General features: G+C 60.6%; 20 protein-coding genes. 10 read left to right on the top strand and 10 right to left on the bottom strand.

Annotation, left to right across the window (positions count from 1 at the left end; all coding sequences use genetic code 11):
* Positions 1-164 precede the first annotated feature (164 nt).
* The 5 genes from M9924_03505 to M9924_03485 form a co-directional block, all read right to left on the bottom strand.
* A complete protein-coding gene (locus tag M9924_03505) occupies positions 165-566 on the bottom strand; it encodes a DUF1622 domain-containing protein (protein ID MCO5063462.1) in 402 nt (133 codons plus the stop codon).
* A complete protein-coding gene (locus M9924_03500) occupies positions 567-1,538 on the bottom strand; it encodes a formylglycine-generating enzyme family protein (protein ID MCO5063461.1) in 972 nt (323 codons plus the stop codon). It abuts the gene before it with no gap.
* Positions 1,535-2,458: a Na+-dependent transporter gene (locus tag M9924_03495; protein MCO5063460.1), complete on the bottom strand. Its 924-nt coding sequence runs from the start codon at positions 2,456-2,458 to the stop codon at positions 1,535-1,537. Before M9924_03495 ends, M9924_03500 begins: the two co-directional genes overlap by 4 nt.
* Positions 2,459-2,473: 15 nt before the next feature.
* Positions 2,474-4,807: an arylsulfatase gene (locus tag M9924_03490; GenBank protein ID MCO5063459.1), complete on the bottom strand. Its 2,334-nt coding sequence runs from the start codon at positions 4,805-4,807 to the stop codon at positions 2,474-2,476.
* 71 nt (positions 4,808-4,878) lie between these two features.
* The gene (locus M9924_03485; protein ID MCO5063458.1) at positions 4,879-5,325 is read right to left on the bottom strand and encodes a DUF202 domain-containing protein; all 447 of its coding nucleotides are present in this window, start codon (positions 5,323-5,325) and stop codon (positions 4,879-4,881) included.
* Positions 5,326-5,606: 281 nt separating this feature from the next.
* Here M9924_03485 and M9924_03480 point away from each other — a divergent pair, with 281 nt between their 5' ends.
* The gene (locus tag M9924_03480; GenBank protein MCO5063457.1) at positions 5,607-6,512 is read left to right on the top strand and encodes an AraC family transcriptional regulator; all 906 of its coding nucleotides are present in this window, start codon (positions 5,607-5,609) and stop codon (positions 6,510-6,512) included.
* Between the two features lie 7 nt (positions 6,513-6,519).
* Here the strand turns inward: M9924_03480 and M9924_03475 are convergent, their stop codons facing one another.
* Positions 6,520-7,551 (bottom strand): AbrB family transcriptional regulator, encoded by a 1,032-nt coding sequence (locus M9924_03475; GenBank protein MCO5063456.1) that lies wholly within the window; start codon positions 7,549-7,551, stop codon positions 6,520-6,522.
* Between the two features lie 183 nt (positions 7,552-7,734).
* Positions 7,735-8,901 (bottom strand): acetyl-CoA C-acyltransferase, encoded by a 1,167-nt coding sequence (locus M9924_03470; protein ID MCO5063455.1) that lies wholly within the window; start codon positions 8,899-8,901, stop codon positions 7,735-7,737.
* An 81-nt stretch (positions 8,902-8,982) separates the two neighbouring features.
* On the opposite strand from M9924_03470, the gene M9924_03465 reads away from it, so the two are divergent.
* Both M9924_03465 and pdeM read left to right on the top strand, forming a co-directional pair.
* The gene (locus tag M9924_03465) at positions 8,983-11,556 is read left to right on the top strand and encodes a ligase-associated DNA damage response DEXH box helicase (GenBank protein MCO5063454.1); all 2,574 of its coding nucleotides are present in this window, start codon (positions 8,983-8,985) and stop codon (positions 11,554-11,556) included.
* Between the two features lie 38 nt (positions 11,557-11,594).
* Positions 11,595-12,263 carry a ligase-associated DNA damage response endonuclease PdeM gene (gene pdeM, locus M9924_03460; GenBank protein ID MCO5063453.1) on the top strand — a complete coding sequence of 223 codons (669 nt, stop codon included), beginning with the start codon at positions 11,595-11,597 and terminating at the stop codon, positions 12,261-12,263.
* Here the strand turns inward: pdeM and M9924_03455 are convergent, their stop codons facing one another.
* From M9924_03455 to M9924_03445, 3 genes are all read right to left on the bottom strand, one after another.
* A complete protein-coding gene (locus tag M9924_03455) occupies positions 12,264-13,043 on the bottom strand; it encodes a TIGR02186 family protein (protein MCO5063452.1) in 780 nt (259 codons plus the stop codon).
* Positions 13,040-13,972 carry a sulfite exporter TauE/SafE family protein gene (locus M9924_03450; protein ID MCO5063451.1) on the bottom strand — a complete coding sequence of 311 codons (933 nt, stop codon included), beginning with the start codon at positions 13,970-13,972 and terminating at the stop codon, positions 13,040-13,042. Before M9924_03450 ends, M9924_03455 begins: the two co-directional genes overlap by 4 nt.
* Positions 13,973-14,146: 174 nt before the next feature.
* Positions 14,147-17,512: a peptidoglycan-binding protein gene (locus M9924_03445; GenBank protein ID MCO5063450.1), complete on the bottom strand. Its 3,366-nt coding sequence runs from the start codon at positions 17,510-17,512 to the stop codon at positions 14,147-14,149.
* A gap of 437 nt (positions 17,513-17,949) precedes the next feature.
* Between M9924_03445 and M9924_03440 the strand changes: the two genes are divergently transcribed.
* The 7 genes from M9924_03440 (at position 17,950) to M9924_03410 (ending at position 26,280) form a co-directional block, all read left to right on the top strand.
* Positions 17,950-18,405 carry a MerR family DNA-binding transcriptional regulator gene (locus M9924_03440; protein MCO5063449.1) on the top strand — a complete coding sequence of 152 codons (456 nt, stop codon included), beginning with the start codon at positions 17,950-17,952 and terminating at the stop codon, positions 18,403-18,405.
* Between the two features lie 156 nt (positions 18,406-18,561).
* Positions 18,562-20,358 (top strand): acyl-CoA dehydrogenase C-terminal domain-containing protein, encoded by a 1,797-nt coding sequence (locus M9924_03435; GenBank protein ID MCO5063448.1) that lies wholly within the window; start codon positions 18,562-18,564, stop codon positions 20,356-20,358.
* Positions 20,359-20,383: 25 nt separating this feature from the next.
* A complete protein-coding gene (locus M9924_03430; protein MCO5063447.1) occupies positions 20,384-21,553 on the top strand; it encodes an acyl-CoA dehydrogenase family protein in 1,170 nt (389 codons plus the stop codon).
* A 27-nt stretch (positions 21,554-21,580) separates the two neighbouring features.
* Complete coding sequence (locus M9924_03425; protein ID MCO5063446.1) at positions 21,581-22,789, top strand: acetyl-CoA C-acetyltransferase; 1,209 nt, start codon at positions 21,581-21,583, stop codon at positions 22,787-22,789.
* Positions 22,790-22,804: 15 nt separating this feature from the next.
* Positions 22,805-25,021, top strand: a complete 2,217-nt coding sequence (locus M9924_03420) for a 3-hydroxyacyl-CoA dehydrogenase NAD-binding domain-containing protein (GenBank protein ID MCO5063445.1) — start codon at positions 22,805-22,807, stop codon at positions 25,019-25,021.
* 6 nt (positions 25,022-25,027) lie between these two features.
* Positions 25,028-25,606: a thioesterase family protein gene (locus M9924_03415; protein MCO5063444.1), complete on the top strand. Its 579-nt coding sequence runs from the start codon at positions 25,028-25,030 to the stop codon at positions 25,604-25,606.
* 38 nt (positions 25,607-25,644) lie between these two features.
* A complete protein-coding gene (locus tag M9924_03410) occupies positions 25,645-26,280 on the top strand; it encodes a helix-turn-helix transcriptional regulator (GenBank protein MCO5063443.1) in 636 nt (211 codons plus the stop codon).

The following is a 26,280-nucleotide window of genomic DNA, read 5'->3' as shown; positions in this document are numbered from 1 at the left end:
AACCAAACCCGGATCAGCCTCTGTCAAACAGAACGATTGCCTTCCAAACTTCAATACTATCAAATTTAACCGTAGTTGATTGTACCCATACGGACAATTTGCGAAATCGATCGATCGCAGCCGCATTTTCGCCGAGCAAATTGTCGCGGACGCTCGAACGGATGTTATTCGGCATTGCGCGGCACCTTCCGTTTGAGAGTTGCTTCAATGGATGAGTGTTCTTTCCGGCGCTCGCGTAATTCTTGCTGATCGCGCTCAAGAAAGTAGTTCAGGAAGGTTCTTATGACCGCCACAGCCGCCAACCTTCCGATATCGTTCCAATCCGGCGCGGCGGAAGTCTCGATAATGTCGGCTGCAAGCTGAAAGGTGAGTCCCGCGACCAGCCAGCGAGAATAGGACAGCCATATCGACTGCGCGGCGTGTTCGTCTCTCTCGCCAAACATGATCCGACAGGCTCGCCAGAACGCGATTGCGGTGCCGACGGCGATGAAGAGCAGCGCGATCAGGTCGATGACGGGTACGAATATATCCGTCAGCGCAGCCAGAAGTTCAGCCGGAGCGAACATTCAACTCTCCCCTGACTGTCTTATGACACACCTGAAACCCAGATGCGATGTCGAGGTGTCGATCGGCTGCGACATCCGCGCCGCTGGGCGGTAGCGACGGCAATAATTGGGTGCGCACAGATGTGATCCGCCTTTGGTGACCTTTCGGGGCACGCCGCTTGGATCGCGCGGATCGACGCTGGCTTCTCGCGAGCCACCGCGTGGATTGGTTGCCGAGCAGCAGGGGCTTACGGCTCTTGCGCGCTCTTCATACCAATCGCTTGTCCACTGCCAGACATTCCCCGCCATGTCGTAGAGACCATATCCGTTGGCAGGGAAGGCACCGACCGGCGACGTGAACTCGTACCCGTCGTCAACAGTATTGCGATAGGGAAATTCGCCCTGCCAGGTGTTGGCCATATGCTTGCCGTCGGGCGTCAGTTCGTCACCCCAGACATAGTCGCTGCCTTCAAGGCCGCCGCGCGCGGCAAATTCCCACTCCGCTTCTGTCGGGAGAGACTTACCCACCCACTGGGCATAGGCCTCAGCGTCTTCCCAGGCGACATGAACCACGGGATGGTCGGGTATTCTGCGTATGGAACTGCCAGGGCCTTGCGGATGCCGCCAGTTCGCCCCTTTCACGTAGTCCCACCAGCTATAGGGATTGCCCATGTCGACGGGTGCTGCCGGCTTGCGAAACAAGGTGGAAGCGGGCGCCAGCATTTCAGGCAGGAAACCGGGATAATCAGCCGGATTGGCGGGGCGTTCCGCCAGGGTGACGTAGCCCGTTTCCTTCACAAATTGCTCGAACTCACGGTTCGTCACCGTGCAGGCATCCATGAGAAACCCCGCCACGCCAACCTTCCGAACGGGCGCCTCCTCCGGATAGTATTTGTCGGACCCCATGAGAAATGTGCCACCGGGAATAGAGACCATACCCGCGCGCCGCGCGGCCGCTTGGTGGTGAGGATCACGCAATTTTCCGGTGCTCATTGTGAAGGCTCCTCGGATGAGCCGGTCCAAAGCCTCATATACGGCAATGCCACGATGGCTCCGACGACGAGATGGAACAGGATCACGGAAAGCAGGGCCTTCTCGCCGGGAGCGTTGGCGCCGGCGATTGCCATTGCCACGCCCGGATGGCGCGTGCTGGTGGCAAGAGCGAGCACCGTCCGGTTGCCGGTTTCGGGTCCGCCGAGCATATGGCCGACCACGAGTCCGATCAGCGAAAAGCCAATCAGCACGGCAAGCACCCCATTGCCGACAAACTCCCAGATAGTGGCCGTCGCGGTTACGAGAACCGGAAGGACCGCGAGGATGAGCAGGACCGTTCCCGCGCGCGAAAGTACGGGAGCAATGCGGGCTGCGACAGCAGGCATGTAAATGCGCAGGGCGATGCCGAGAAAAAGCGGGAGAAGTATGGAGACAATGATGATCGAGGAGAGGCGTCCTATCCCCGCTACCGTCTGACGGCCAAAAAGAAACCCGACAGAGGAGACGGCAAGAGGAGCGATCACGATGGATGCAACGGAAGCCGCAACCAGCAGGCTGATCGCATAGGAAGCTGTACCGCCGGCCTTGATCTGCTTTCCGGGCAGGACTGGCGGAACGGGAGAGATCGCAATCGCGATCAGGGCGACCTCGATCGCCTCCGCGAGATCGAATGCTGCTGCGATCAAGGCCGCGACCAGCACCATCACCACGTTCATCGAAAGGATCGACCGGATGAGCAATCCCTTGTGGTCGAAAATATAGACGGCATCGCCGCGCTCGGTCTTTGCGCCAAGGGCAAAGACCATTGTGAAGATGCTGGCATTGATCGCAATTGGAATAAGCTGGCTGAGCGCGGTCATGGTCTGAAACTTGTTGCCCGGGTAGTGAAAGGCGACGGGCGCGAGCGCCCGCCGCCGCACGCTTCCTGCTGCGCGTCAGTCGACAGCAAATGCCGCCGCAGCCAGCTTTTCGAGATCGAGATATTGACCCTTTTCGACGGTTACACCAACGAAGAATATCGTTCCGCCGGTGAAGGTGCCCGGCGATTTGTATTCGGCGCTGACGGCGTCGCCGCTGTCCCTGCCGATGCACAGCCCGTCACCTGAGAGCGTGAACTTGCCCGCCTGGGTCTTCATGTTGCCCTGTGCAACGATATTCTCGTTGACATAGAGCGTGGTCTTTCCGATCGATTCTCCATGTTCACCGCTCTTTTCGCGGATGAATTCCATGCCGACGGAATATTTCCCAGGCTTCAACTCAATATCGGAGACGAATTGCTGCTCCGGCTTGATGCCAAGGAAATTGTAGACGTAGTAAAGCTTCTTGTTCTTGATGAAGAGGCTGTGTCCGCCGAAGCGCGACCCATGCGCAAAGATCACCCCTGAGCATTTCGGGTCGGTTATTTCGATATCGGCAAGGATTTTGTACGAGCGACCACGAACGTTCACAGCGACGCCTTCGGGCACCGGCGACGTGCCGGGATAGTAGATATAACGCTCGCGCGGAGCTTCCTCGCTCGGCCGATCTACTGTCAAAAGCTCCGTCGCGCTGCGGTCGTCGAGCGGCAGGACGTTGTTTTTGTCGGCCTCGTCAAACCAGATCTTGATCAGTTCCTGGAGCTTGTCCGGGTGCTTCTTCGCAAGGTTGGTGGATTCCGAACGATCCGCGTCGACGTGGTAGAGTTCCCATTCGTCCTTGTCGAAATGACCCTTGCTGGTCAACGGAGCGTGAATGGCCGACGCCTTCCATCCATTGTCCCAGATGCCGCGCGTGCCGAGCATCGAATAGTATTGACGCTTCTTCTTTGTTGGCGCGTCGGGCTTTGCGTCAAACGAATAGGCCATCGAAACCCCCGACAATGGGTACTGTTCGACACCGCGATAGGTCTTCGGCATCTCCAGTTTGCAGGCCTCCAGAATCGTTGGCACGATGTCCGTGGAATGGTGGTACTGGTTGCGAACCTCTCCCTTTGCCTTGATGCCTTTCGGCCAGGAAACCACCATCGGACAACAGGTGCCGCCGGAATATTCCGAGTAGCGCTTGAACATCTGGAACGGCGTTGAAAAAGCGACGGCCCACCCAGTGGGGAAATGGCCGTATGTGTCGACGCTGCCCAGCACATCGATATATTTGAGGTTCTCGCTAAGTTCGTCCGGATACCCGTTGAAGAATTTGTTCTCGTTGACCGAACCGCTTGGGCTGCCCTCGCCGGAAGCTCCATTGTCGGCGCAGTAGAACACCAGGGTGTTTTCAAGCTGACCGCTCTTTTCCAGATAGTCGATCAGGCGGCCGACCTGCACGTCGGTATATTCCGACAATGCGGCATAGACTTCGGCCATTTTCGAGAACAGGTGCTTTTCGTCAGCATTCAGCGAGTCCCACGGACGCACGGCGTCGCCGGGGTTCGCGATCTCGTCCGGAAGCGGATTGATCGGTGTAAGCTTGGTGTCCTTCGGCAGCACACCCCTCTCGATCATCCGCGGCAGGACCCATGCGCGATACGCTTCGTACCCATCGTCGAACTTGCCTTTGTATTTGTCTATGAACTCCTGCGGCGCATGATGCGGGGCATGATTGGCGCCGGGGCAAAGCCACATGAACCATGGCTTTGAAGGATTGCTTGCCTTCTGGTCGCGGATCATCTGCAACGCCTGGTCAACGAGATCCTTCGAGAGGTGATAGCCTTCCTCCGGCTCATAAGGCTGCTCGATGAACTTGTTGTCCTCGACCAGATCGGGATACCATTGGTTGGTTTCGCCGCCCAGGAAGCCGTAGTAGCGGTCGAAGCCCTTCTGCAGCGGCCATTCCGACCGGCTCGCGCCCGACGAGATGTCCTGTTCCGGCACATTGTGGTTTTTGCCCAGCCAGTACGTGCTCCATCCGTTGTCCTGAAGAACCTGCCCGATGGTCGCGCACTCGGCCGGGAGTCGCCCGCTCCAGCCCGGAAACCCCTGTGCACCCTCTGTGATACAGGAACATGCGTTGAGATGATGGTTTCGACCGGTGAGGAATGTCGAGCGAGTGGGCGAGCAAAGGGCGGTCGTGTGCCACTGCGAATACATCAGTCCATTGTCCGCCAATCTTTGAAGGGTTGGCATTTCGATGCGTCCGCCATATGGCTGCCAAGCTGCCATGCCCGTGTCGTCATAGAGGACAATCAGGATATTGGGCGATCCCTCGGGAGCCTTCGCAAGCGTGAAGGGTTCCCAATCGGGCTTGGAGTCCCGGACATCCAGCTTGATGACGCCTTTGAATTTTTTCCTGGACATTTTTTTCTCCTCTCAGTTGATCGGAATTCGGGCTGCAGAATCTGAGCCCGGTATTGGGGGTGGAGCATTCCTCAGGAATTGAAGGGCCCCACATTGAAGATCATGCTGGAAATGGCGGCCATGCCGATAATCAGGAGAAGCACCGCCGTAATCAGGGTCAGCGAGGGGGGAAAGACGCTTTCGCCATGAATCAGCCCCGCCTCGCGCATTGAGTTGCGCTCCTTCCGCAGGCCCAGCATGAATTGAACATGGAAAGCGATGCCGATGAGGAGCATCGCTATCCCGAGCCCGACAAGCGTTGTGCCGAAATTGCGTCCGGATGCAGCTCCGACCAGCAGGTTCTGGTCCCGGAGCTTCTCAAAAAGCTGATAGATGGTGAAGCCAAACGAGATCAGCGACAGCGATGTGCGCATGACCGACATCAATGTGCGGTCGGCGCTCATGCGTGTACGTTGAAACGACATGCCGGTGCGGCGGGCTGACAGCTCGGTCGACATGTCCTCCGACACAAACTTCACTTCGGTTCTCCACCCTGAGCTTCACCACTTAGTTCCCGTCAAAGTTGTGCTGTCCCTTGACGTTGGAGGCACGCAATGTATCCATTTGGTTCGATGGTGCTGCTCAGATGCAGGAAGTCTTTAGCCTGATCCTGCACAAATCGAGGCGTGATCCAGCGGTCGCTTACACGCCGGGTTAGCAGAACTGCCTTCGAGGAACCGCCAGGATGGCTCAGAAGCGGAGTTTGTTGAGCGCGCATCCGGGACTTCGCACGCGCGACCCCGATGAGCTTCGCAATTGGTTGGCCCCCGTCTTTTCCGTCAGGTCAGTCGATATGCCCGGGGGCAGTGGTAGGTTTGAGACCATATTCAACCATTGCCAATTAAACAGCGTTGCCCTGACATACGCCCGCTATGGTTCACCGGTTCAATTGCGCCTGTCCCAGAATGACTTTTTCGTGCAGGGCTTTCCGCTCGCGGGGGCTGGAGAAGTGCAGTGGAACCGGCACAGTACTCTGGTCCAGAGCGTTGCGGGCGGCATCGCAGGCGGGCCGGGAGCGGATGCTGTTCTGACCTATGGAGCAGGCTTCGAGCATGTCATTTTCAAGACAACGCCCAAATCCATAAGCCAGAAGCTCAGCGCCCTTATTGGCGTGCCTGTGGATCCTCCGTTGCGGCTGGCTGAACGGATAACTGGACGTTCGCCGCACACAGCGACACTCTATCGCTTGATTTCCTTCCTGATCGACGAACTGGATCTTGGCGATGGCGATATTGCGCCGATCGTCGTCGCCGAGCTGGAGCAGGCGATATTGGTGAATTACCTGCTCGCAAACGAAAACAACTACAGCCATCTGCTGCACGGAACACCACGCGCAGCAGCGCCCTGGCAGGTTCGTAGGGCCGTCGACTACATTGAAGCTCACTGGGACATGCCGATTACAATAGAGACGTTGTCCGAAGTGTCCCACGCAACAGCGCGAAGCCTGTTCTATCTCTTTCGCCGAACTTATGGCATTTCGCCGATGATCTACGCCAACAGGGTCCGCATGCGCCATGCGAAGCACATGCTCAGCAACCCGACCCCCGAGACCAATGTGACGTCTGTCGGGTTTATGTGTGGCTTTTCAAATCTCGGACATTTTTCAAAGAAGTATCACGACGCGTTCGGCGAAAAGCCATCGGACACGCTTCGCACCTATCGCTAGCGGCGCCTTATTCTTTCACTTGTCGCACAATGAGTTTTGCCAGCGGTGGTCCAAGGATCAGGACAGCCAGAAGGCGCGCAGTTTGCAAGGCGAGGATAAACGACAAATCGACCCGGTCAGAGGCGAGCGCGATGATTGCGACGGAATCCAACCCGCCAGGGCTTGTCGCGAGATATGCGGTCAGCAGATCGACACCAAGGTTGCGGCTCACAAACCATGCCATGCCACCGCAAAAGAGCATAAGCGCAAGAATGGATGCGATGATCTGCGGCATGGCGTGGAGTGCCTGACGCAAAGCCGCGCGGGTGAAACTCAACCCGATTTTCCATCCGATGACGACATATGCGGCAGACCTCAACCAAAGCGGAATCTGTAAATCGACGCCTGCGCCGAGATGCAGGCAAAGGCCGAGGATAATCGACCCCAGGAAAAACGGGGAGGGCAGCCGAAGGACAAAGCCTGTGATGCCGCCCAGAGCTACGGCAGCGATCATCAAGCCGAAGCTTGGCCAGATGATCGGCGGAAACCACGTCTCCGCAGCGCTGGCGGAGCTTTCGGTGCCGATCACCAGACCGGAAATAACGACTGCGGCCGCCGTTACGAATATCACCCGCAGATATTGCATGAAGGCGACGAGGCGGGCGTCGGCTCCGAAGGCCGAGGCCATCACGACCATTGCGGTCGCACCTCCGGGCGCTGAACCCCACACTGCGGTCGAACCCGGCAGCACCTTGAGATAGCTGATGAACCAGCCAAGAAAGCTCGATGCGGCAAGCGTGGCCAGCACAGCGACCGCGATGGTCGGCCAGTCAGCCAGAATAACCTTGTAGATCGCAGGCGAAATAGACTGCGCAACGAGACAGCCGATGATCCCTTGCGCCCCGGCAAACGGAATTCTCGCAACGCGAATGCTGGCGTGGTTCAGTCCCGCGACAATTGCGACCAGCATGGGGCCGAACAGAAGAGCCGCAGGTAAATGCAATATATAGAAGATAGCCGTAATCGGCGCAGAGACGAGAGCGAGCAACAGCCATTGCACCAAAACGCCCGGTTGACCCCTATGTTCATTCGGTGGCGTTTCGGTCCCACTCCATCCGGTCAAACAGGAATCTCCTTTCAGCGCTTTCTCCTGATAAGGAAAGAGCACGGGCAATGCCAGTCCTTATTGGCCGTCCGGTCCGCCGGTCAATGGCGCCTGCGCAAGCGCCTCCTTGACCCGATCCTACCGCATGATTTCGACGGCAAGCGCCGTCGCCTCACCTCCGCCGATGCAGAGCGAGGCGATGCCGCGCGTCTCACCGCGCGCCTTGAGCGCGGAAAGGAGCGTCACGAGGATTCGCGCACCGGAGCAGCCGATCGGATGGCCGAGCGCGCACGCGCCGCCATTCACATTCACCTTGTCGTGCGGCAAATCCAGTTCACGCATTGCGGCCATCGCAACCACCGCAAAGGCCTCATTGATTTCGTAGAGATCGACATCCGACGACTTCCAGCCCAGCCGTTCCAGAAGCTTGCGCATGGCGAATACCGGCGCGGTGGTGAACCAGGCGGGCGCCTGCGCATGGCCGGCATGGCCGAGGATTTTCGCGAGCGGCGTCATGCCCTTCTTTTCCGCCGTCGACAGCCGGGTGACAATCAGCGCGGCGCCGCCATCAGAGATCGATGACGAGTTCGCCGCCGTAACCGTGCCGCCGTCACGGAAGGCGGGTTTCAGCAACGGTATTTTCTCGGGCTTGGCCTTGGACGGCTGCTCGTCATCCGACACGCCCGCAACCGGAACGATTTCGTCGCGGAACGCGCCATCGACGATCGCCTTGAGCGAGCGTTGCAGCGAGGTGAGGGCATATTCGTCCTGCGCCTCCCGCGTGAACTGATAATGCTGCGCCGTGTCCTCGGCGAAGGTGCCCATCGCACGGCCCTTGTCATAGGCATCCTCAAGCCCGTCGAGGAACATATGGTCGTACAGCTTGCCGTGACCAATTCGATAGCCGCCGCGCGCCTTGTCGAGCAGGTAGGGCGCGTTGGTCATGGATTCCATTCCGCCCGCCAGCACGATATCGGCGCTGCCCGCAGCCACGAGATCATGCGCGAGCATCGTCGCCTTCATGCCGGAGCCGCAGACCTTGTTGAGCGTAGCGCAAGGCACGCTTTGCGGCAAGCCGCCGCCAAGCGCGGCCTGGCGCGCTGGTGCCTGTCCGAGACCGGCCGGTAGCACGCAGCCCATGATGACCTCATCGACCTGGTCCGGTGCGATACCTGCCCGCGTCACCGCCTCGCCTATCGCGGCAGCGCCCAGCTCCGTGGCCGCGACGCCCTTGAGCGCGCCCTGAAACCCTCCCATGGGCGTGCGGGCAGCGCCCGCGATGACGATCGGATCGTGGCTGGACATGTGGCTCTCCCTGAAAATCATCGTTTGATGTGGAGCATGGTTCCGCGGAATGCAATGCCTGTCGGTTGACCCACGAATTGCATGATCACTTTTTGTTCTTTTTTCTTTTCCTTTGCGGCGGCGCGCGTTACCTGTGCGCTGGTGACCCGGCAGAACCCGTCAATAGACGATACCGTCGCCGCCAAGCTGCCTGCGCCCTTCGTGAGATGGTTCGCGGAGCGGGGCTGGTCACCGCGTGCCCACCAACTCGAACTCGTCGCCCGGACACAATCTGGAAAGTCGGTGCTGTTGATCGCGCCAACGGGAGCGGGCAAGACGCTTGCGGGGTTTCTTCCCGCGCTGACCGATCTCGCGGAACGCCCGAAGCGCAAGCCGGGAGAAGCGCATCGCGGCATACATACACTTTATATATCCCCGCTGAAGGCGCTAGCGGTTGATATCGAGCGCAATCTCGCAAGGCCGGTCGCAGAAATGAACCTGCCGATCAGCATCGAGACCCGCACAGGGGACACGCCGCAGCACAAGCGCCAGCGCCAGAAGCTCGCTCCGCCCGACATATTGCTGACCACGCCGGAACAGTTGGCGCTGCTCATTGCCGCCGGCGATGCGCGGCGCTTCTTCAAGGATCTGCGCTACGTGATCTTCGACGAGCTTCATTCACTCGTCACTTCGAAGCGCGGGCACCTGCTTGCGCTGGGGCTCGCGCGGCTGCGCAGGTTCCGGCCCGGCCTGCAAACCATCGGCCTTTCCGCTACGGTTGCCGAACCGGAGCAGTTGCAGAAATGGCTTGTGCCTCAGAATCGGGAGGTGAATCGCGCCGATCTGATCACCGTCGAGGGTGGGGCAAAACCGCACATCACCATTCTCGATTCCGAACAGCGCGTGCCATGGGCGGGGCATTCCGCCCGTTATGCGGTCGAGGACATCTATCGCGCCATCAAGGACCACCGCACGACCTTGCTCTTCGTCAACACGCGCAGCCAGGCCGAGCTTCTGTTTCAGGAACTGTGGAAGGCGAATGAGGAATCGCTGCCCATCGCCCTGCATCACGGGTCGCTCGATGTCGGGCAGCGGCGGCGGGTCGAAAAGGCGATGGCGGACAATGCGCTGCGCGCCATCGTCGCCACGTCCACCCTCGATCTCGGCATCGACTGGGGTGACGTCGATCTCGTCATTCATGTCGGCGCGCCGAAGGGGGCAAGCCGGCTGGCGCAACGCATCGGGCGTTCGAACCATCGAATGGACGAGCCGAGCCGTGCGATTCTCGTGCCCGCCAACCGTTTCGAGGTGCTGGAATGCCGCGCGGCGCTCGAAGCCAATGCCGTCGGGGCGCAGGACACGCCTGCGCTGGCGACGGGCGCGCTGGATGTGCTCGCGCAGCATGTGCTTGGCTGCGCGTGCGGCGAACCGTTCGATGCCGACAGCCTGTATGAGGAAGTGCGCAGCGCCGAGCCATATTCCATGATCGACCGCGCCACGCTCGAACGGGTGATCGAATTTGTGGCGACGGGCGGATACGCGCTCAAGACCTATGAGCGCTACGCGCGCATCCGCAGAAACAAGGACGGATTCTGGCGTGTCTCGAATCCGCATGTCGCGCAGCAATATCGCCTCAATGTCGGCACGATCGTCGAGATGCCGGAACTGAACGTGCGCTATGTGCGGCAGGGCAGGGGCGGCGTCTCGCGCGGCGGCGCGGTGCTGGGCAAGGTCGAGGAATATTTCGCGGAGTCGCTCAGGCATGGCGACAATTTCCTTTTCGCGGGCAAGATCCTGCGCTTCGAAGGCATCCGCGAAAACGAATGCTACGTCTCGACCGGATCGGCTGCGCAGGTCATCGTGCCATCCTATGCGGGCGGCAAGTTTCCGCTGTCGACCTATCTGGCGGACGGCGTGCGCGCGATCCTTTCCGATTCCGCCCGCTGGAAAATGCTGCCGGATCAGGTCGCAGACTGGCTTCGCGTCCAGCAGGAGAAGTCCGTCCTGCCGGGCCGGGGCGATCTTCTTGTCGAGACGTTTCCGCGCGCCGGGCGCTACTACATGGTCTGCTACCCGTTCGAGGGCAGGCTCGCCCACCAGACGCTCGGCATGCTGCTGACGCGACGGCTTGAGCGCGCGGGCGCTCGACCTCTCGGCTTCGTGGCGACCGACTATTCGCTCGGCGTTTGGGCGCTGGACGACCTCGGCGCGCGCTTTCGCGCGGGCCGCCCCTCGCTTGCGGACTTGTTCGACGAGGACATGCTTGGCGACGATCTCGATGCCTGGCTCAACGAAAGCTGGATGCTCAAGCGCATGTTTCGCAACTGCGCGGTGATTGCGGGGCTGATCGAGAAGAAATTTCCGGGGCAGGAGAAGAACGGTCGCCAGGTCACCATAGCCGCCGACCTCATCTACGATGTGCTGCGTGCCCATGAACCGGACCATATTCTTCTTCAGGCGACGCGCGCCGATGCGGCGGCGGGCCTGCTCGATGTCAGGAGACTTGGCGACATGCTCTCGCGCATTCGCGGGCGAATCGTGCATAAGGCGCTTGAGCATATTTCACCGCTCGCCGTCCCTGTCATGCTGGAAATCGGCAAGGAGAGCGTCAAGGGTGAAGCCAATGAGACGCTGCTTGCGGAGGCGGCCACCTTGATCGAAGAGGCGATGGCTTGAACGTTCACCCACGGCACCGAAGGGTTTTCTCAGGCGATATCGAGATCGCGGGGAACGGCGCATTCTGCGACGCCAGCGGTGCGCTCTATCTGCCGGACCTGGGTTTGCTCGTCGTATCCGACCTGCATCTGGAGAAAGGCTCCGCCTTCGCGCGGCGCGGCCAACTGGTTCCGCCCTACGACACCGCTGCCACGCTATTGCGGTTGCAAGCAGTCGTCGCAGCCTATGCGCCCCGCATCGTTGTGAGCCTCGGCGACAGCTTCCACGACGGCGAAGGCGCCGCGCGCCTGCCGGATACGTTCAGGGCGCATCTCGAAGCCCTGATGTCGGGGCGGGACTGGGTCTGGGTCGCGGGCAATCACGACCCGGATATGCCGGTCGGCCTGCCCGGTGAATGCGTGGAAGAGCTTGCCGTCTCCGGGCTGGTGTTTCGGCATGAGCCCACCTTGGCCGCGCCCGAGGGAGAGATTGCGGGTCACCTGCATCCTTGCGCCCGTATCGTCCAGCGCGGACGTTCGGTGCGCCGCCGCTGTTTCGCCTCTGATGGCGCGCGGCTTGTCATGCCTGCGTTCGGCGCCTTCACGGGTTCGCTCAATGTGATGGACCGGGCCTATCGCGGCCTGTTCGCATGGGAGCGCTTCATGGCCTATATGCTCGGCGATGCGCAGGTCTATCCGATAGCCGCCTCGCTGCTGAGGCCCGGCTGACTATTCCTTCCGGAACACAAGCCGCCCGAGCCAGCCTGTGAGCATGGCAAGACCCACCGCAAACAGTCCATACATGAAACTGTCCTGATGGGCGTAGTCGAAGATCGATTGCTCGAAACCCGATTTGCGGATTTCAAGCTGGGCGGAGGATTCGCTGACGAAGGTTCCGTTCTTGAACAGGAAGGCGCGGGCGCGATGGGTACCGACCGGCACGTTCGGCGCAAGGCGCAGTGTCGCGCGGAACAGGCTCTGCGAAAGGAACTGAACGCCTCCATAGTTCGTGCTGTAGAGGTTCGTGGCCTTTTTCCTGTCCCGGAGCGCGTCGGTAAATTCCTGGATCGTCACAGGGCCGACATGCTTGTCCATGGGTTGCAGGTAGATGCTGTCCGCGCCAAGCGACAGCCGCTTGTAGTTCTGCGGATCGGTGATGTCCTGCGGCTGGCGCGTGGTGGCCAGCGAATAGGAGATCGGCACGTTGAGGAAGGTTTCGGAGCGTGTGTTGATCCACATGCCAAGCACGCGCTTCTTGCGGCGCACCACTACAGCGTCGGACGGTCCCTCCAGAACCACCACCACGTCATAGCCGCCCCGGCGGGTGATCTGCGGATCGGAATTTTCGACCGATCCGAATATTGTGAGGTCCGCTCCCGAAAAGCCAGCCGTCAGCGCCACATGGTCGGTGGACAGGCCAATCTGGATGGTTTCATCGTTGGTGATCTGGGCCCGTGCGAATGAAGCCGTCAGCAGCAGCGAAACAAGGGTTGCGACGGCCCATTTCATTGGCCGAACCCCTCGAGCGTGCTCAGGGAGTAGAGACTGTTCGGGGGAACGAAGAGGTCGACCCCGAGCCGCAACGCGACCGCGAGCACCAGCAGCGCCAGCAGGGCGCGCAATTGCTCGCCGCGCAGCTTCTGCCCCGCCTTCGTTCCATATTGCGCACCAATCACGCCACCCAGCATCAGCAGCAGCGCCAGTACGATGTCCACCGTCTGGTTCGTGGTGGCGTGCACGATGGTGGTGAATGCGGCGGTAAATGTGATGTGGAACAGGGAGGTGCCGACGACGACATTGGTCGGCACTTTGAGCAGGTAGATCAGCGCCGGCACCATGATGAAGCCGCCGCCCACACCCATGATGGACGCAAGAAAGCCGATGACGGCGCCGATGCCGAGCACGGGAATGACGCTCACGAAGAGCTTCGATGCGCGGAAGCGCATCTTGAGCGGCAGCCGGTGAATCCAGTTGTGGTGGCCGGGCTTCTTGAGCGATGGGGCTGCCGCCCCGCCGCGTGTCGCACGCATGGCGTTGACGCTTTCGACCAGCATCAGGCCGCCCACCGTGCCCAGCAGCGCGACGTAGAGCAGCGAGATAAACAGGTCCAACTGGCCCACGCTGCGCAGGAGCGCGAACACATAGACGCCGAGCGTGGACCCGACGATGCCTCCCGCGAGCAGCATGAAGCCGAGCTTGAAGTCCAGCGTCCCGCGCTTGACGTGCGCGAGCGACCCCGAAAACGACGATGCAATGACCTGGTTCGCGCCGGTGGCGACCGCAATTGCGGGCGGAATGTTGTAGAAGATCAGGAGCGGGGTAATCAGGAATCCGCCGCCCACGCCGAAAAGACCGGACAGGAATCCGACAGCAGCGCCCATCGCCAGCAGCACGACGGCGTTGACCGACATTTCAGCAATCGGGAGATAAACACCCACCGGCAGACTCAATTATTTCATTGACGGTGAGGAGAATGATACCCCTGCGCCGCCCCGCAATGCTCTGGAACCTAGGGTTCAGTTGTGCCGACATTGCGGCGGAATGAAAAGCCGAAAGCCGCCCTGAAGGCGGCTCCCGGTATCTATTTGGCCTGACTAAGTAGCGAAAAAGCCTCAGTTCTTCGCCAGCAGCGCCCGCACCATGCTTTCATCGATTCGTCCGGTCGGTTGCAGGCCGTGGTCCTCCTGGAAGGCCGCGATCGCCTGCCGCGTCTTGTCGCCGATCAATCCGTCCGCCATGCCGACATCGTAGCCTGCCTTGTTGAGCAACGCCTGGACGTTGCGGATGGCCTTGCCCATGTCGACTTTTGCAGTGGTTGTCGTAGCCGCTTCCTGCCATTCGCCGGGGATCGAGACATCGTTCACCGCCGCTTCCGGGGTCTCCGCACGCCATGTCGCGATGGCGGACTGTGCGCCGGCGATTTGGGCGGGCGTCATGGCCTTGGCGATTTCGTCGCGCTTGTCGGCTGCATCGCGATCGCCCGTGTTCGCCACAAGCCCGAACCATTTGTAGGCCTGCTCCATGTCCTGCGTCATTCCTGCGCCCTTGGCTGCGAGAATGCCCAGATTGTACTGGCTGTCCTTCACGCCGAGCATCGCCGCTTTCGTGAACCAGCGCACGGCTGCTTCATTGTCGGGGGAGATGTCGCCGCCCGTCGCGTAGAGCACCGCCAGATTGTGCATGGCGTTGGCATTGCCCTGGTTCGCCGCGAGCCGGTACCAGTACCGTGCCTTCTCGATGTCGCGGTCGACACCAATTCCCTTTTCGTAGAGATTGCCGATCCTGTACTGGGCCGGCGCAAGGCCGAGTTCCGCCGATTTCTCAAACCATTTTGCCGCCTCCTGCATGTTGCTGGAGAGGCCGGCTCCTTCCGCAAGCCGCGAGCCCACAACGTAAACTGCCGTCGGATCGTCGCTCATAGCGGCTTCGCGCAAGGCATCCGGGCCGATCTGCGCGGGAACATCGAGGGCTGGCGACGCCGTCGTTGTGATCGCGGCAGGCTCGGCGCTCGCCGAAGCCCCGCGCTCATCCGGAGGCATGGCCTGCGCGCCAGGCTTCACAGCCGGTGTCTCGGGCTTTGCGGCAGGCTTGGCTGGCTGCTCGATTGCCGGTTCCGGCGCCGTCACCTTTGCCTTGCCTATCGAGCCCGTCTCGGTCTGGTCCAGCAATTTCGCCGCCTCGGGTGCTGCCGGCTTTGCGCCGGACTGCGAGATCTCGACCGGGTCCTTCACGAACGCTTTGCCGAGTTGCAATCCCGCCAGCGCCGCCATGACGGCTGCCGCAGCGAGCAGCATGGTCCTGTTGCGACCCCTGAGTATGCTGGCCAGCAGTGATTTGCGCGCCGGCTTTTCACCGCTTGTGCTGCGCTTCATGAGATCGGCTTCAGCCGCTGCCGCATGGGCGGCGCGCCGCGCCGCCGCGATGAAATCGGAACGCGCAGCGTCGCCTTCGGACTCAAGTTCGGGGTCGCTGCGGTCGTCCTGCACGCGCCGCATGAGTGCATTCAGGTCAGGAACCTTGCCGGGTTCAAGCGGCGTATTTTCGCCGCTGTCGTCATCTGCATCGGAAAGTTCGAAGCGTCCGGACGGCGCATCCTCGTCATCGTCGTCAAGTGCGCCGGTTTCTGTCTCCTTCTTTGCGGTGACGTCGTCCTTGCGCCCAAAAATGCGCTTCCACTTGCTCACGCCGGAAGAAGGTTGCTCCTCGTCGACCAGCGTTTCCACATCCTCCTCCTCCGGTGCAGCGGCCTTGCCTTTCGTGTTCTCCGAAACAGCCTGTGCCGGGGTCGGCAAAGGTTCGAAATTGAACTCGAAACTGGTCGACTCCTCGTCGATGGGCGGTACGTCGTCCATGTCGATGGAAGGAGCCTGCCCGACATCAACTTTCGGCATCTCGATCTCCTCTTCCTGCTCCGCAAGGGCAAGAGGTGCGTCTTCCCGGTAGATGTGCTGTTCGCTGAGGTCCAATTGGCCGATGCGGTCGATGATCTTGATGAGCGTCTCGTGAATCGCATCGAAGGTGCGGGTGTTGCGGTCATCTGCGTCGCGCGTCAGCGACTCCAGCGCCTTGAGGTCGTCGGTCAGCCCGGCGATCGCGGCTTCCTCGACGGGCGACCCGGCGAAGTTGCGGAGTACCTCTTCCGCTGCGAGACGCGCCGTCTCGACCAGTTCATCGCGGCTTCCCGAAACCGCAGCCTCGATGCGCTCCAGTCTTGGCGCAAGCTCGGCGAGTCCCGCGACAGCAGGGTTCGGCTTTTCGAGATGGTCGGACAGTGCAGCAAGCTGTGCTTCCAATGCGCGGATCAGCGCGGGGTCCAGCACTTCGCTCTGGTTGACGTCCATCTTGTCGTTGAGCGCATCCAGTCGCTGCTGCAACCCAAGGATGGCCTCGTCGCCCGCGGCCTGCGCCTCGATACGGTCGGCAATATCGATGATCCGCTTTTCGAGTTGAACCAGGCTCTTCTCGAAATCCGCGGGCGTCGCCGCCGCCGACAGCTTCTTGTTCAGTTTGCCGAGTTCGCGTGAAACCTCCTCTGTTGCCGAAGGAGCGGTTTCGGCCAGCGCTTCGATCTTGTTCGCCATGACATCGAGCCGTTCGAGAATGGCGGCGTCGCTTTCGCTGGACGCGTCCTCGATCTGGCGGGCAAGCGCCAGTATGCGTGTGTCGAGCCGGTCGATCATCGCGGGGTCGAAGGCGTTTTTCTGGTCGGCGAGCGAAATGGCCACGATCGAGCGCGATATTTCCTCAAGGCGGCCTTCGATCGCGGCAATCGCCTCCGGATGGTCGCGGTCGGTCTCCCGCTGCACGAAGTGCTCGATGAGTTGCGCAAGGTTGCGCAGCCTGTCCTCCACCCGGTCGATGGAAAGCTGTTCGGGCAGGGTCCCGACGGCCGCGCTGATCTGGTCGAGCCTCGCACTCAGGGCGTCTATGGCCTGATCGAAATTCGGCTGCACCATCCTGCGTTCGAATTCGTCCCAGCGTTCGCCGATGGCGCGGACGGAATCCTCACGCGCGAGATTGGCGACTGATGTCTTGATCTGCTCGATTTCCAGCCGCAGCAGGTTGACGCCCTTGTCGTCCGACCTTTCCCTGGATTGCAGGATCGCCTTGCCGAGACGCTTGATCTCCGAATCCAGCTGGGCGCTCGTCCGCTCATTTGCGGTCGAATAGGTGCGTTCGAGTTCTCCGCGCAGGACCTCGAACTCGCGGCGCAGGTCGCTGCCGACCTGCTCGCGGATGTGATCCTGACGGGCAAGGTTCGAATTGAGCATCTCGGCTTTCAATGCCTGAAACTCGCGCGTGAACCGTTCGACGCTGGCGGTAGGGTCGTTCTTGCCCCAGAACGTGTCACGGTGCTCGGGAAAGCGCGGGGCCAGATTGTCGTCGCCATAGCCTGCGCTTGCCTGCGCGCGCACAACCTCCTGCGCGCGCTGGCGCAAGGAAAGCTGCTGTTCGAGCTGCTCCAGCGATCTGCTCAAATGTTCCAGGCTTGCTGATGGTTTTCGTTGTCTGCCTTCATTTAAGGTATCTAAGTAGGAGCGCCTGCTTTCCATTGGGACCGTCCTGAATGGCTGCTTTGTGCAGCCGGGTTCACCGCCATAACTTTTTGGCCGGCATCTGGCGCGAACGGACTCCGGAAAAAGACCGGCGAGTTCCGCCGCGAAGAACCGTGAAAAATGTCGCTACAGAATAGTCACGGAAAACCGGCATGCGCAGCTTTCGCCCAACGTGGTAAATAGACCGTTAACCTCGCGAACTCTTGCCCGGGCGCGGGCTTGAATCGTTTAAGACCTCACGCTATATCGCGCTTACGTAAACGTAAGATGGGTGCCTGAATATATGAGCGCCCCATTCTTCTGCTAAAAAGGGAAGGCAAGACGCTGCGAAGGCGATTGCCTGTGCTGGGATCATGAACATGAACACAAGCTCCAATTCGGCCGGGCCGGATGTTGAAGCTCACGGTGTCGAGACAAGCGGCTACGAACGCATCGGCGAACTCGCGAAGCAATTTGGAATTACTCTGCGCACGTTGCGTTTCTACGAGGATAAGGGCCTTATCAGCCCGAAGCGGGACGGTGCGATGCGTCTTTACACGCGTCGCGACAAGGCGCGCTTGAAACTCATCCTCCTCGGACGCAAGGTCGGCTTCTCGCTCAGGGAGGTGAAGCAGATGCTGGACCTCTACGAGCCGAGCGGCTCGAACACGCGCCAGTTGAAGGTCACGCTTGAAAAATCCGAAAAGCAGCTCGTGCGACTGGAAAAGCAGCGGTCGCTGATCGACGATGCCATCCGGGAACTGACGGGCGCGATGGAAATCGTTCGCTCCGACCTCGCCCGGCGAACGAGCGACAGCCTGCGTCAAAGCCACTGACCCCCAGCCGCCCGAAATCGCCGACAAGATCGGCGAAGAACAAAATTGACGTTTACGCAAACGTCAATTATTGAACATGGGAATGGAACATTGCTTCTTTGTTTCTGATCCTGAAGCTTGTGCGTCGGGGTCGCTGGTCTGTTTGTGGAGGAACGCATGCCGATCTATCAAGCGCCGGTAAGAGACACGCTCTTCGTGCTCAACGAAGTGCTCGGATTTGAGCGCTACAGCAATCTTCCCGGCTTTGCCGACGCGAGCGGCGACATGCTCGACGCCATATTGGGCGAGGCGGCGAAGCTGGCGGAGAATGTCATTCAGCCCACCAATCGCGACGGTGACCTCGAAGGCTGTACCCGCACCGCCGACGGCGACGTGACCACGCCGAAGAGCTTCAAGGCCGCTTATGACGCCTATCGCGACGGCGGCTGGATGGCGCTTGCAATTCCGGCGGAGTTCGGCGGGCAGGGGTTGCCATATTCGGTCAACCAGGCGGTCAGCGAATATTTCATCTCCGCGAACATGGCGCTGATGATGTATCCGGGCCTGACCCATGGCGCGATTGCCGCCATTCTGACTCATGGGAGCGATGAACAGAAATCCACCTGGCTACCGAAGATGGTCGAAGGCGTTTGGACGGGGACGATGAACCTGACGGAGCCACATTGCGGCACCGATCTCGGGCTCCTCCGCACGAAGGCCGTTCCCGATGGCAAGGGTGCTTACAGGATTTCCGGCCAGAAGATCTTTATTTCTGCCGGTGAGCACGACATGGCGGAAAACATCGTGCATCTGGTGCTTGCGCGCGCCGAGGGATCGCCCGACGGTATCAAGGGCATCTCGCTGTTCATCGTGCCGAAATTCATACTCGATTCCGATGGCAATCCCGGCAAGCGCAACGGCGTTTCGTGCGGTTCCATCGAGGAAAAGATGGGCATCCACGGCAATGCCACCTGCGTCATGAACTATGACGAGGCCGAAGGCTATCTGATCGGCGAGATCAATGGCGGCATGAAAGCGATGTTCACGATGATGAACGAGGCACGTCTGGGTGTCGCCGCGCAGGGGCTGGCGGTGTCGGAGGCGGCATACCAGAATGCAGTGAGCTATGCGAAGGAACGCCTGCAAGGCCGCTCGCTGAGCGGCCCGAAAGCGCCGGACAAGAAGGCCGATCCGATCATTGTCCATCCCGACATCCGCCGCAACCTGATGACCATGAAGGCATTCAACGAGGCAGGGCGCGCATTGATGCTCTGGACGGCGCTCAAGTCGGACATTGCCCACCGTTCGGGCGACGAGGGCGACCGTCAACTTGCGGAGGATCATCTGGCGCTCATGACCCCGGTCGCCAAGGGAGTTCTCACGGACAAGGGATTCGAGCACGCCGTCATGGCCCAGCAGGTGTTTGGCGGGCACGGCTATATCGAGGAACATGGCATGAGCCAGTTCGTGCGGGACGCACGCATCGCCATGATCTACGAAGGCGCGAACGGTATTCAGGCGCTCGATCTGGTCGGTCGCAAGCTCGGTCAGAACGGCGGCCGCGCCGTGCAGCACTTCTTCAAGGAAGTCGGCGAATTCTGCGAGGAAAACCGCGCCGATGAGAAGATGGCGCCCTTCACCAAGGCGCTGAAAAAGGGTCTGAACGATCTTCAGGCCGCAACGCTGTGGTTGATGCAGAACGGAATGAAGAATCCGGAAGACGCCGGTGCTGCTTCCACCGATTACATGCACCTCTTCGGCCTTGTGTCGTTGGGCTATATGTGGGGTAAGATGGCCAGGATCGCTCAGGCGCGGCTGGTGGAGGGCGCGAACGGGTCGCAGGAATTCTATGAGAACAAGCTGGTGACCGCCCGCTATTTCATGGAGCGCATCATGCCCGAGACGGCGGCTCATCTCGCGCGCATATCAAGCGGCTCGGGCTCCATGATGGCGCTGCCTGCGGAAGCATTCTGACCATACCATTTCGCCGGGAGGACATATGGCGAGCGCATCTGAAATACTGGGCCTGCCAAAGCCGGCATGGGCAAGCGACGACGTGTCCATGCTCTACGACATGTCGGTACGGTTTCTGGAGAACGAAATCGCACCGAAATATGACGAGTATGAAAAGAACGAGATCGTCGAGCGCGCCGCGTGGGAAAAGGCCGGGCAGAACGGCCTGCTTTGCGCCTCCATGCCGGAAGAATATGGCGGCGCGGGCGGTACGTTCGCCCATGAAAGCGCAATCGCGGAAGCGCTCGGCCATGTCGGCACGGACGGTTTCGGGATCGCGCTCCACAATGCAATCGTCGCGCCCTACATCCTCCACTACGGCAGCGAGGAGCAGAAGCGCCGCTGGCTGCCGCGCATGGCGACGGGCGAGTTGATCGGGGCCATTGCCATGACCGAGCCGGGGGCCGGTTCCGATCTGCAGGGCATCCGGACGCGGGCGGAGAAGTCCGGCAACCAATATCGGATCAACGGCTCGAAAACCTTCATCACCAATGGCCAGAACGCCAACCTCATTGTCGTCGTCACCAAGACGGACCCGAGCCTCGGAGCCAAGGGTACCTCGCTTCTTGTGGTCGAGACGGATGAAGTGGAGGGGTTCGAGCGGGGCCGCAACCTCGACAAGATCGGGCTAAAGGCGAACGACACCTCCGAACTCTTCTTCAACGATGTGCGCGTGCCGACCGCCAATCTGCTCGGGCCGGAAGAGGGGCAGGGCTTCGTCCAGCTTATGCAGCAACTGCCGCAGGAGCGGTTGCTGGTGGGAACGCAGGCAATCGCGATGGCCGAGCGGGCGCTGGCCGTGACAGTAGACTACGTGAAGGAGCGCAAGGCGTTCGGCAAGCCGATCCTCGATTTCCAGAACACCCAGTTCAAGCTGGCCGAACTCAAGACCGAGATCACCATTGGTCGCGTGTTCTACAATGATTGCGTCAGCCGCCACATAGGCGGCGGGCTGGACCCCGTCACCGCCTCGATGGCGAAGTACTGGCTCACCGATTTGCAGGGCAAAGTCGTGGACGAATGCCTCCAGCTTTTCGGCGGCTATGGCTATATGAACGAATACCCGATTGCCCGCATGTTCAGGGATGCGCGCGTGCAGCGCATCTATGGCGGCACAAATGAGATCATGAAGGTTCTGATCGCTCGCTCGCTGTGAGCGGTATCGGATACAAGGAGAAAAACCATGGCAGACGTGTTTGTCTATGATGCGGTGAGGACGCCGCGCGGGCGCGGCAAGAAGGACGGTTCGCTGCATGAAGTGCCGACGCCTCGTCTCGCAGCGACGACGCTCGCCGCGTTGCGTGATCGCAACGGCCTCGATACGTCGACGGTAGACGACATCATTTTCGGATGCGTCGATCCGGTAGGCGAGGCCGGCGCGGTCATTCCCCGTTCGGCAGCCTTCGAGGCGGGTTATGACATCAAGGCTCCCGGCATTCAGGTCTCGCGCTTCTGCGCTTCCGGCCTCGACGCCATCAATCTGGGTGCTGCCAAGATCGCGCAGGGCGCGGACGAGATCGTGATCGCGGGCGGCGTCGAATCCATGTCGCGTGTCGGCATGGGCATGTCGGGCGGCTCCTGGTACATGGACCCCTCCGTGGGGTTCCCGGGCTGGTTCGTGCCGCAGGGTATTTCCGCCGACCTGATCGCCACCAAATACGGTTTCTCGCGTGACGATGTCGACGCCTATGCAGTCGAGAGCCAGAAGCGCGCGGCCCATGCCTGGGAGAAGGGCTATTTCAAGAAGTCGGTCGTGCCGGTCAAGGACGTCAACGGGCTGACCATTCTCGACCATGACGAGCATATGCGTCCCGGCACCGACATGCAGGCGCTTGCTTCCCTCAATCCGTCCTTCGTCATTCCGGGCGAGATGGGTGGCTTCGATGCTGTCGCGGTACAGCGCTACCCGGAACTGGAAGAAATCATCCACGTCCACCATGCCGGCAATTCCTCCGGCATCGTGGATGGCGCAGCCGCAGTGCTGATCGGCTCGAAGAAGGCGGGCAAATCGATGGGGCTGAAACCACGCGCGCGCATCAAGGCGTTCGCCAATATCGGCTCGGAGCCGGCCATCATGCTGACCGGGCCCGTCGATGTGACGGAAAAGTTGCTCAAGCGCGCGAAGATGAAGTTGAAGGATATCGACCTGTTCGAACTGAACGAGGCGTTCGCGTCCGTTGTGCTGCGCTACATGCAGGCCTTCGACATTCCGCACAACCGCATAAATGTGAACGGCGGCGCGATCGCCATGGGTCACCCCCTTGGCGCGACGGGCGCGATTGTGTTCGGCACAGTGCTCGACGAGCTTGAACGGCGCGATCTCAAAACGGCGCTGGTCACGCTCTGCATCGGCGCGGGCATGGGCACCGCAACGATTATCGAACGCGTCTGATCGGGAGATATTTTGATGAGCTACACGAACTTCACCATCGAAACCGACGCGGACGGCATTGCGCTTGTGACGTGGGACATGCCCGGCAAATCCATGAACGTCATCGACGAAAGCGTCATCCGGGAACTGGACCAAATTGTCGATCAGGTCGCGGGCGATGCGGCGATCAAGGGCGCCGTCATCACTTCCGGAAAGGACAGTTTTTCCGGCGGCGCCGATCTGAAGATGCTGCAAGGCCAGGTCGCGGCCTTCGCGCGCGACAGCAGGAAGAATCTGGAAAAGGCGACCCAGGCCCTGTTCGACAGCACGGGCTACCTGACCGGCTTGTACCGCAAGCTGGAAACCAGCGGCAAGCCATGGGTCGCCGCGATCAACGGTACGTGCATGGGTGGCGCATTCGAGCTTGCGCTGTCCTGTCATGCGCGCGTGGCGGCCAATTCCGACAAGGTGAAGATCGCGTTGCCCGAGGTGAAGGTGGGCATTTTCCCCGGAGCGGGTGGTACACAGCGCGTGCCACGCCTTGCCGATCCGCAGGCGGCGCTCCAGTTTCTCACCTCCGGCCAGACGCTGACCCCGCAAAAGGCAAAGGCCATGAACCTCGTGCAAGAGGTCGCGGAACCGGGCGAACTGGTGGCCGCCGCGAAAACACTGATCCGGAACGGATTGAAGGCCACGCAGCCCTGGGACGAGAAGGGCTTCAAATTGCCCGGCGGCCCGGTCTACTCGGCGGCGGGAGCGAACCTCTGGCCACCGGCCATCGCCATCCTGCGCCGCGAGACCTACGGCAATTATCCGGCGGCGCTGGCCATCCTGAAATGCGTATATGAAGGGCTTCTCGTTCCTTTCGACACTGCATTGAAAATCGAGCGGCGCTACTTCACCGAGATCATGCAGTCGAAGGAAGCGGCAGCGATGATCCGCTCGCTGTTCGTATCCTTGCAGGAACTGAACAAAGGCGCGCGCCGCCCGTCGGGCGTGCCGGAGACGAAGTTCAGAAAGATCGGCGTGCTCGGCGCGGGCTTCATGGGAGCCGGGATCGCCTATGTCACGGCCAAAGCAGGCATTCCGGTCGTCCTGCTCGACCGCGAGGTCGCGCTTGCCGAAAAGGGCAAGGCGCATTCGGACAATCTGATTTCCGATGCAATCAAGAAGGGTCGCGCCAAGCCGGAAGAAAAGGACAAGCTTCTTTCGCTAATCACCCCGACCGCCGACTATGCCGACCTGCAGGGCTGCGATCTGGTTGTGGAAGCCGTTTTCGAGGATTCGGCCGTGAAGAAGGCCACGACCGAGCAGGCCGAGGCCGTTCTGAAATCGTCGGCGGTCTTTGCGTCCAACACCTCCACCATCCCGATTTCATCTCTGGCGAAAAACTCGGTGCGTCCGAAGAATTTCATCGGTATCCATTTCTTCTCGCCCGTCGACAGGATGATGCTTGTCGAGATCATTCTCGGCAAGAAAACCGGCGACAAGGCGCTGGCCGTGGCCATCGACTATGTGCGCGCCATCAAAAAAACGCCCATCGTGGTCAACGACACGCGCGGCTTCTATGTGAATCGCTGCGTGCTGCGCTATATGTCGGAAGCCTACAAGATGCTGATCGAGGGTGTTCCAGCCCCGATGATCGAGAACGCTGCCAAGGCAGTCGGCATGCCGGTAGGCCCGCTGGCATTGACTGACGAAACAGCCGTCGATCTGGCGCAGAAGATCATGCACCAGACCGTCCGCGATCTTGGCGAAAACGCCATCGATCCCGAACAGATGAAGCTCATCGACACGATGGTCGACAAGCACGGCCGGTTCGGGCGCAAGAACGGCAAAGGCTTTTATGACTATCCGCCGAAGCCTGCGAAGAAGAAGCTTTGGCCGGGTCTGGGCGATCTCTATCCGCAGCTCAGGCCGGAGCAGGTGGACTTCGAGGAACTGAAGAAGCGCCTGCTGACGACCATTGCGCTGGAGGCCGCGCGCGTGATGGCCGAAGGGATCGTCACCGACCCGCGCGAGGCGGATGTCGGCTCGATCCTTGCCTTCGGCTTCGCGCCCTACACGGGCGGCGCATTGTCCTATATCGACTTCATGGGAACCGAGGCCTTCGTAAAGCAGGCCAAGGCGCTCCAGAAGAAATACGGCGCCGATTTCAAGGCCCCGAAGCTTCTCGTGGAAATGGCGGAGAAGGGCGACACCTTCTACAGGCACTTCGACCCCTACAAGGGCGAAACGGAGAAGGCGGCGTGACCGCGCATGTATGTCTGGGCGCGCATGGCCATCATGGCCGCGACTGTAAAAAGCCGTGGCCCTTTTCGGGTGGGCGACATGTCGCGCCTGTCATTTCGCTGTCTGCCGAGTGACATCGACAGCAACCTGCATATGAACAATGCCCGCTATCCAATGCTGGCGGATGTCGGTCGCTACGACATCTTCATGCGCAGCGGGCTGGTGAGACTCGGCCGCGAAAAAGGCTGGGTCCCGATGATGGGCGGCATCGAATGCGTGTTCCTGCGCGAAATCAGGTTGTGGCGGCGCTTCGACATCCTGTCCTCGCTGGAACTGTGGCAGGGCCTGCAGGTGTTGGGGAAGCACAGGTTCGTTCTGGAGAACGGCGAAACCGCCTGCGAAATCCTCACGACGGCTGGCATTTATGATGTGCCGAACCGCCGTTTCGTTCCGATGGAAGAGGTGGTCGAATTGCTCGGCGTCCACGCCATATCGCGTGAGCCGGATGAAGCAGAAAGCCGATTTCTGACCGCACATCAGGCCATGCGAAGCCAGGCCAAGCGGAAGATCGACCAACGGCTGGACAATCCTGCGCCCGCCGATTAGAAGGGAAAGGCATATTTTCCTTTTTGGGAGGTGCGTGCATGCTCTCGCATGAACGCGTATGGGCAGCGATAGACGCGCTGGCCGCCCGCTATTCCCTGTCCGCCTCAGGCCTCGCCAAGCGCGCGGGGCTGGATGCGACGGCTTTCAACAAATCAAAGCGATGTTCGCCCGATGGAAGGCTGCGCTGGCCTTCAACCGAGTCGCTGGCAAAGATCATCGAGGCCACCAACTCTTCGGTCGAAGAGTTCATGATGCTGGTCAACGACACGGACGCGCCCGCCCGGCCACGCGCGACAGTTCCGCTGCTTGGCTTTGCCCAGGCGGGGGAGGGTGGCTTCTTCGATGATGGCGGCTTTCCCTCAGGGCAGGGGTTCGACACGATCGACTTGCCTGCGGGACCGGAAGACGGTTCCTATGCGCTGAAAGTACAGGGAGATTCGATGCTGCCGCTCTATCGCAACAACGATGTCCTGATCGTGCGACCGGACGCCAGCCTGCGCAAGGGCGACCGGGTCGTGGTCAAGACGCGCTCGGGCGAGGTCATGGCCAAGATTCTGGCGCGGCGCACCGGATCGGAAATGGAATTGCATTCGCTCAACCCGGAGCATGCGTCACGGCGCTTGCGCGCGGACGAAATCGAATGGGTCGCGCGAATTACCTGGGCGAGCCAATAA

Source organism: Rhizobiaceae bacterium (genome assembly GCA_023953835.1).
Lineage (GTDB): Bacteria > Pseudomonadota > Alphaproteobacteria > Rhizobiales > Rhizobiaceae > Mesorhizobium_G.
The sequence above is the reverse complement of the archived record's forward strand: the minus strand, read 5'-3'. Positions and strand labels throughout refer to the sequence as shown.

What these genes read in the sequence shown, in the direction of transcription:
- M9924_03415 (MCO5063444.1), top strand. Translation starts at nt 25,028, where the DNA reads ATGTATGTCTGGGCGCGCATGGCCATCATGGCCGCGACTGTAAAAAGC.
- M9924_03420 (MCO5063445.1), top strand. Translation starts at nt 22,805, where the DNA reads ATGAGCTACACGAACTTCACCATCGAAACCGACGCGGACGGCATTGCG.
- M9924_03435 (MCO5063448.1), top strand. Translation starts at nt 18,562, where the DNA reads ATGCCGATCTATCAAGCGCCGGTAAGAGACACGCTCTTCGTGCTCAAC.
- M9924_03410 (MCO5063443.1), top strand. Translation starts at nt 25,645, where the DNA reads ATGCTCTCGCATGAACGCGTATGGGCAGCGATAGACGCGCTGGCCGCC.
- M9924_03465 (MCO5063454.1), top strand. Translation starts at nt 8,983, where the DNA reads ATGATCACTTTTTGTTCTTTTTTCTTTTCCTTTGCGGCGGCGCGCGTT.
- M9924_03490 (MCO5063459.1), bottom strand. Translation starts at nt 4,807, where the DNA reads ATGTCCAGGAAAAAATTCAAAGGCGTCATCAAGCTGGATGTCCGGGAC.
- M9924_03505 (MCO5063462.1), bottom strand. Translation starts at nt 566, where the DNA reads ATGTTCGCTCCGGCTGAACTTCTGGCTGCGCTGACGGATATATTCGTA.
- M9924_03430 (MCO5063447.1), top strand. Translation starts at nt 20,384, where the DNA reads ATGGCGAGCGCATCTGAAATACTGGGCCTGCCAAAGCCGGCATGGGCA.
- M9924_03440 (MCO5063449.1), top strand. Translation starts at nt 17,950, where the DNA reads ATGAACACAAGCTCCAATTCGGCCGGGCCGGATGTTGAAGCTCACGGT.
- M9924_03425 (MCO5063446.1), top strand. Translation starts at nt 21,581, where the DNA reads ATGGCAGACGTGTTTGTCTATGATGCGGTGAGGACGCCGCGCGGGCGC.
- M9924_03470 (MCO5063455.1), bottom strand. Translation starts at nt 8,901, where the DNA reads ATGTCCAGCCACGATCCGATCGTCATCGCGGGCGCTGCCCGCACGCCC.
- M9924_03455 (MCO5063452.1), bottom strand. Translation starts at nt 13,043, where the DNA reads ATGAAATGGGCCGTCGCAACCCTTGTTTCGCTGCTGCTGACGGCTTCA.
- M9924_03500 (MCO5063461.1), bottom strand. Translation starts at nt 1,538, where the DNA reads ATGAGCACCGGAAAATTGCGTGATCCTCACCACCAAGCGGCCGCGCGG.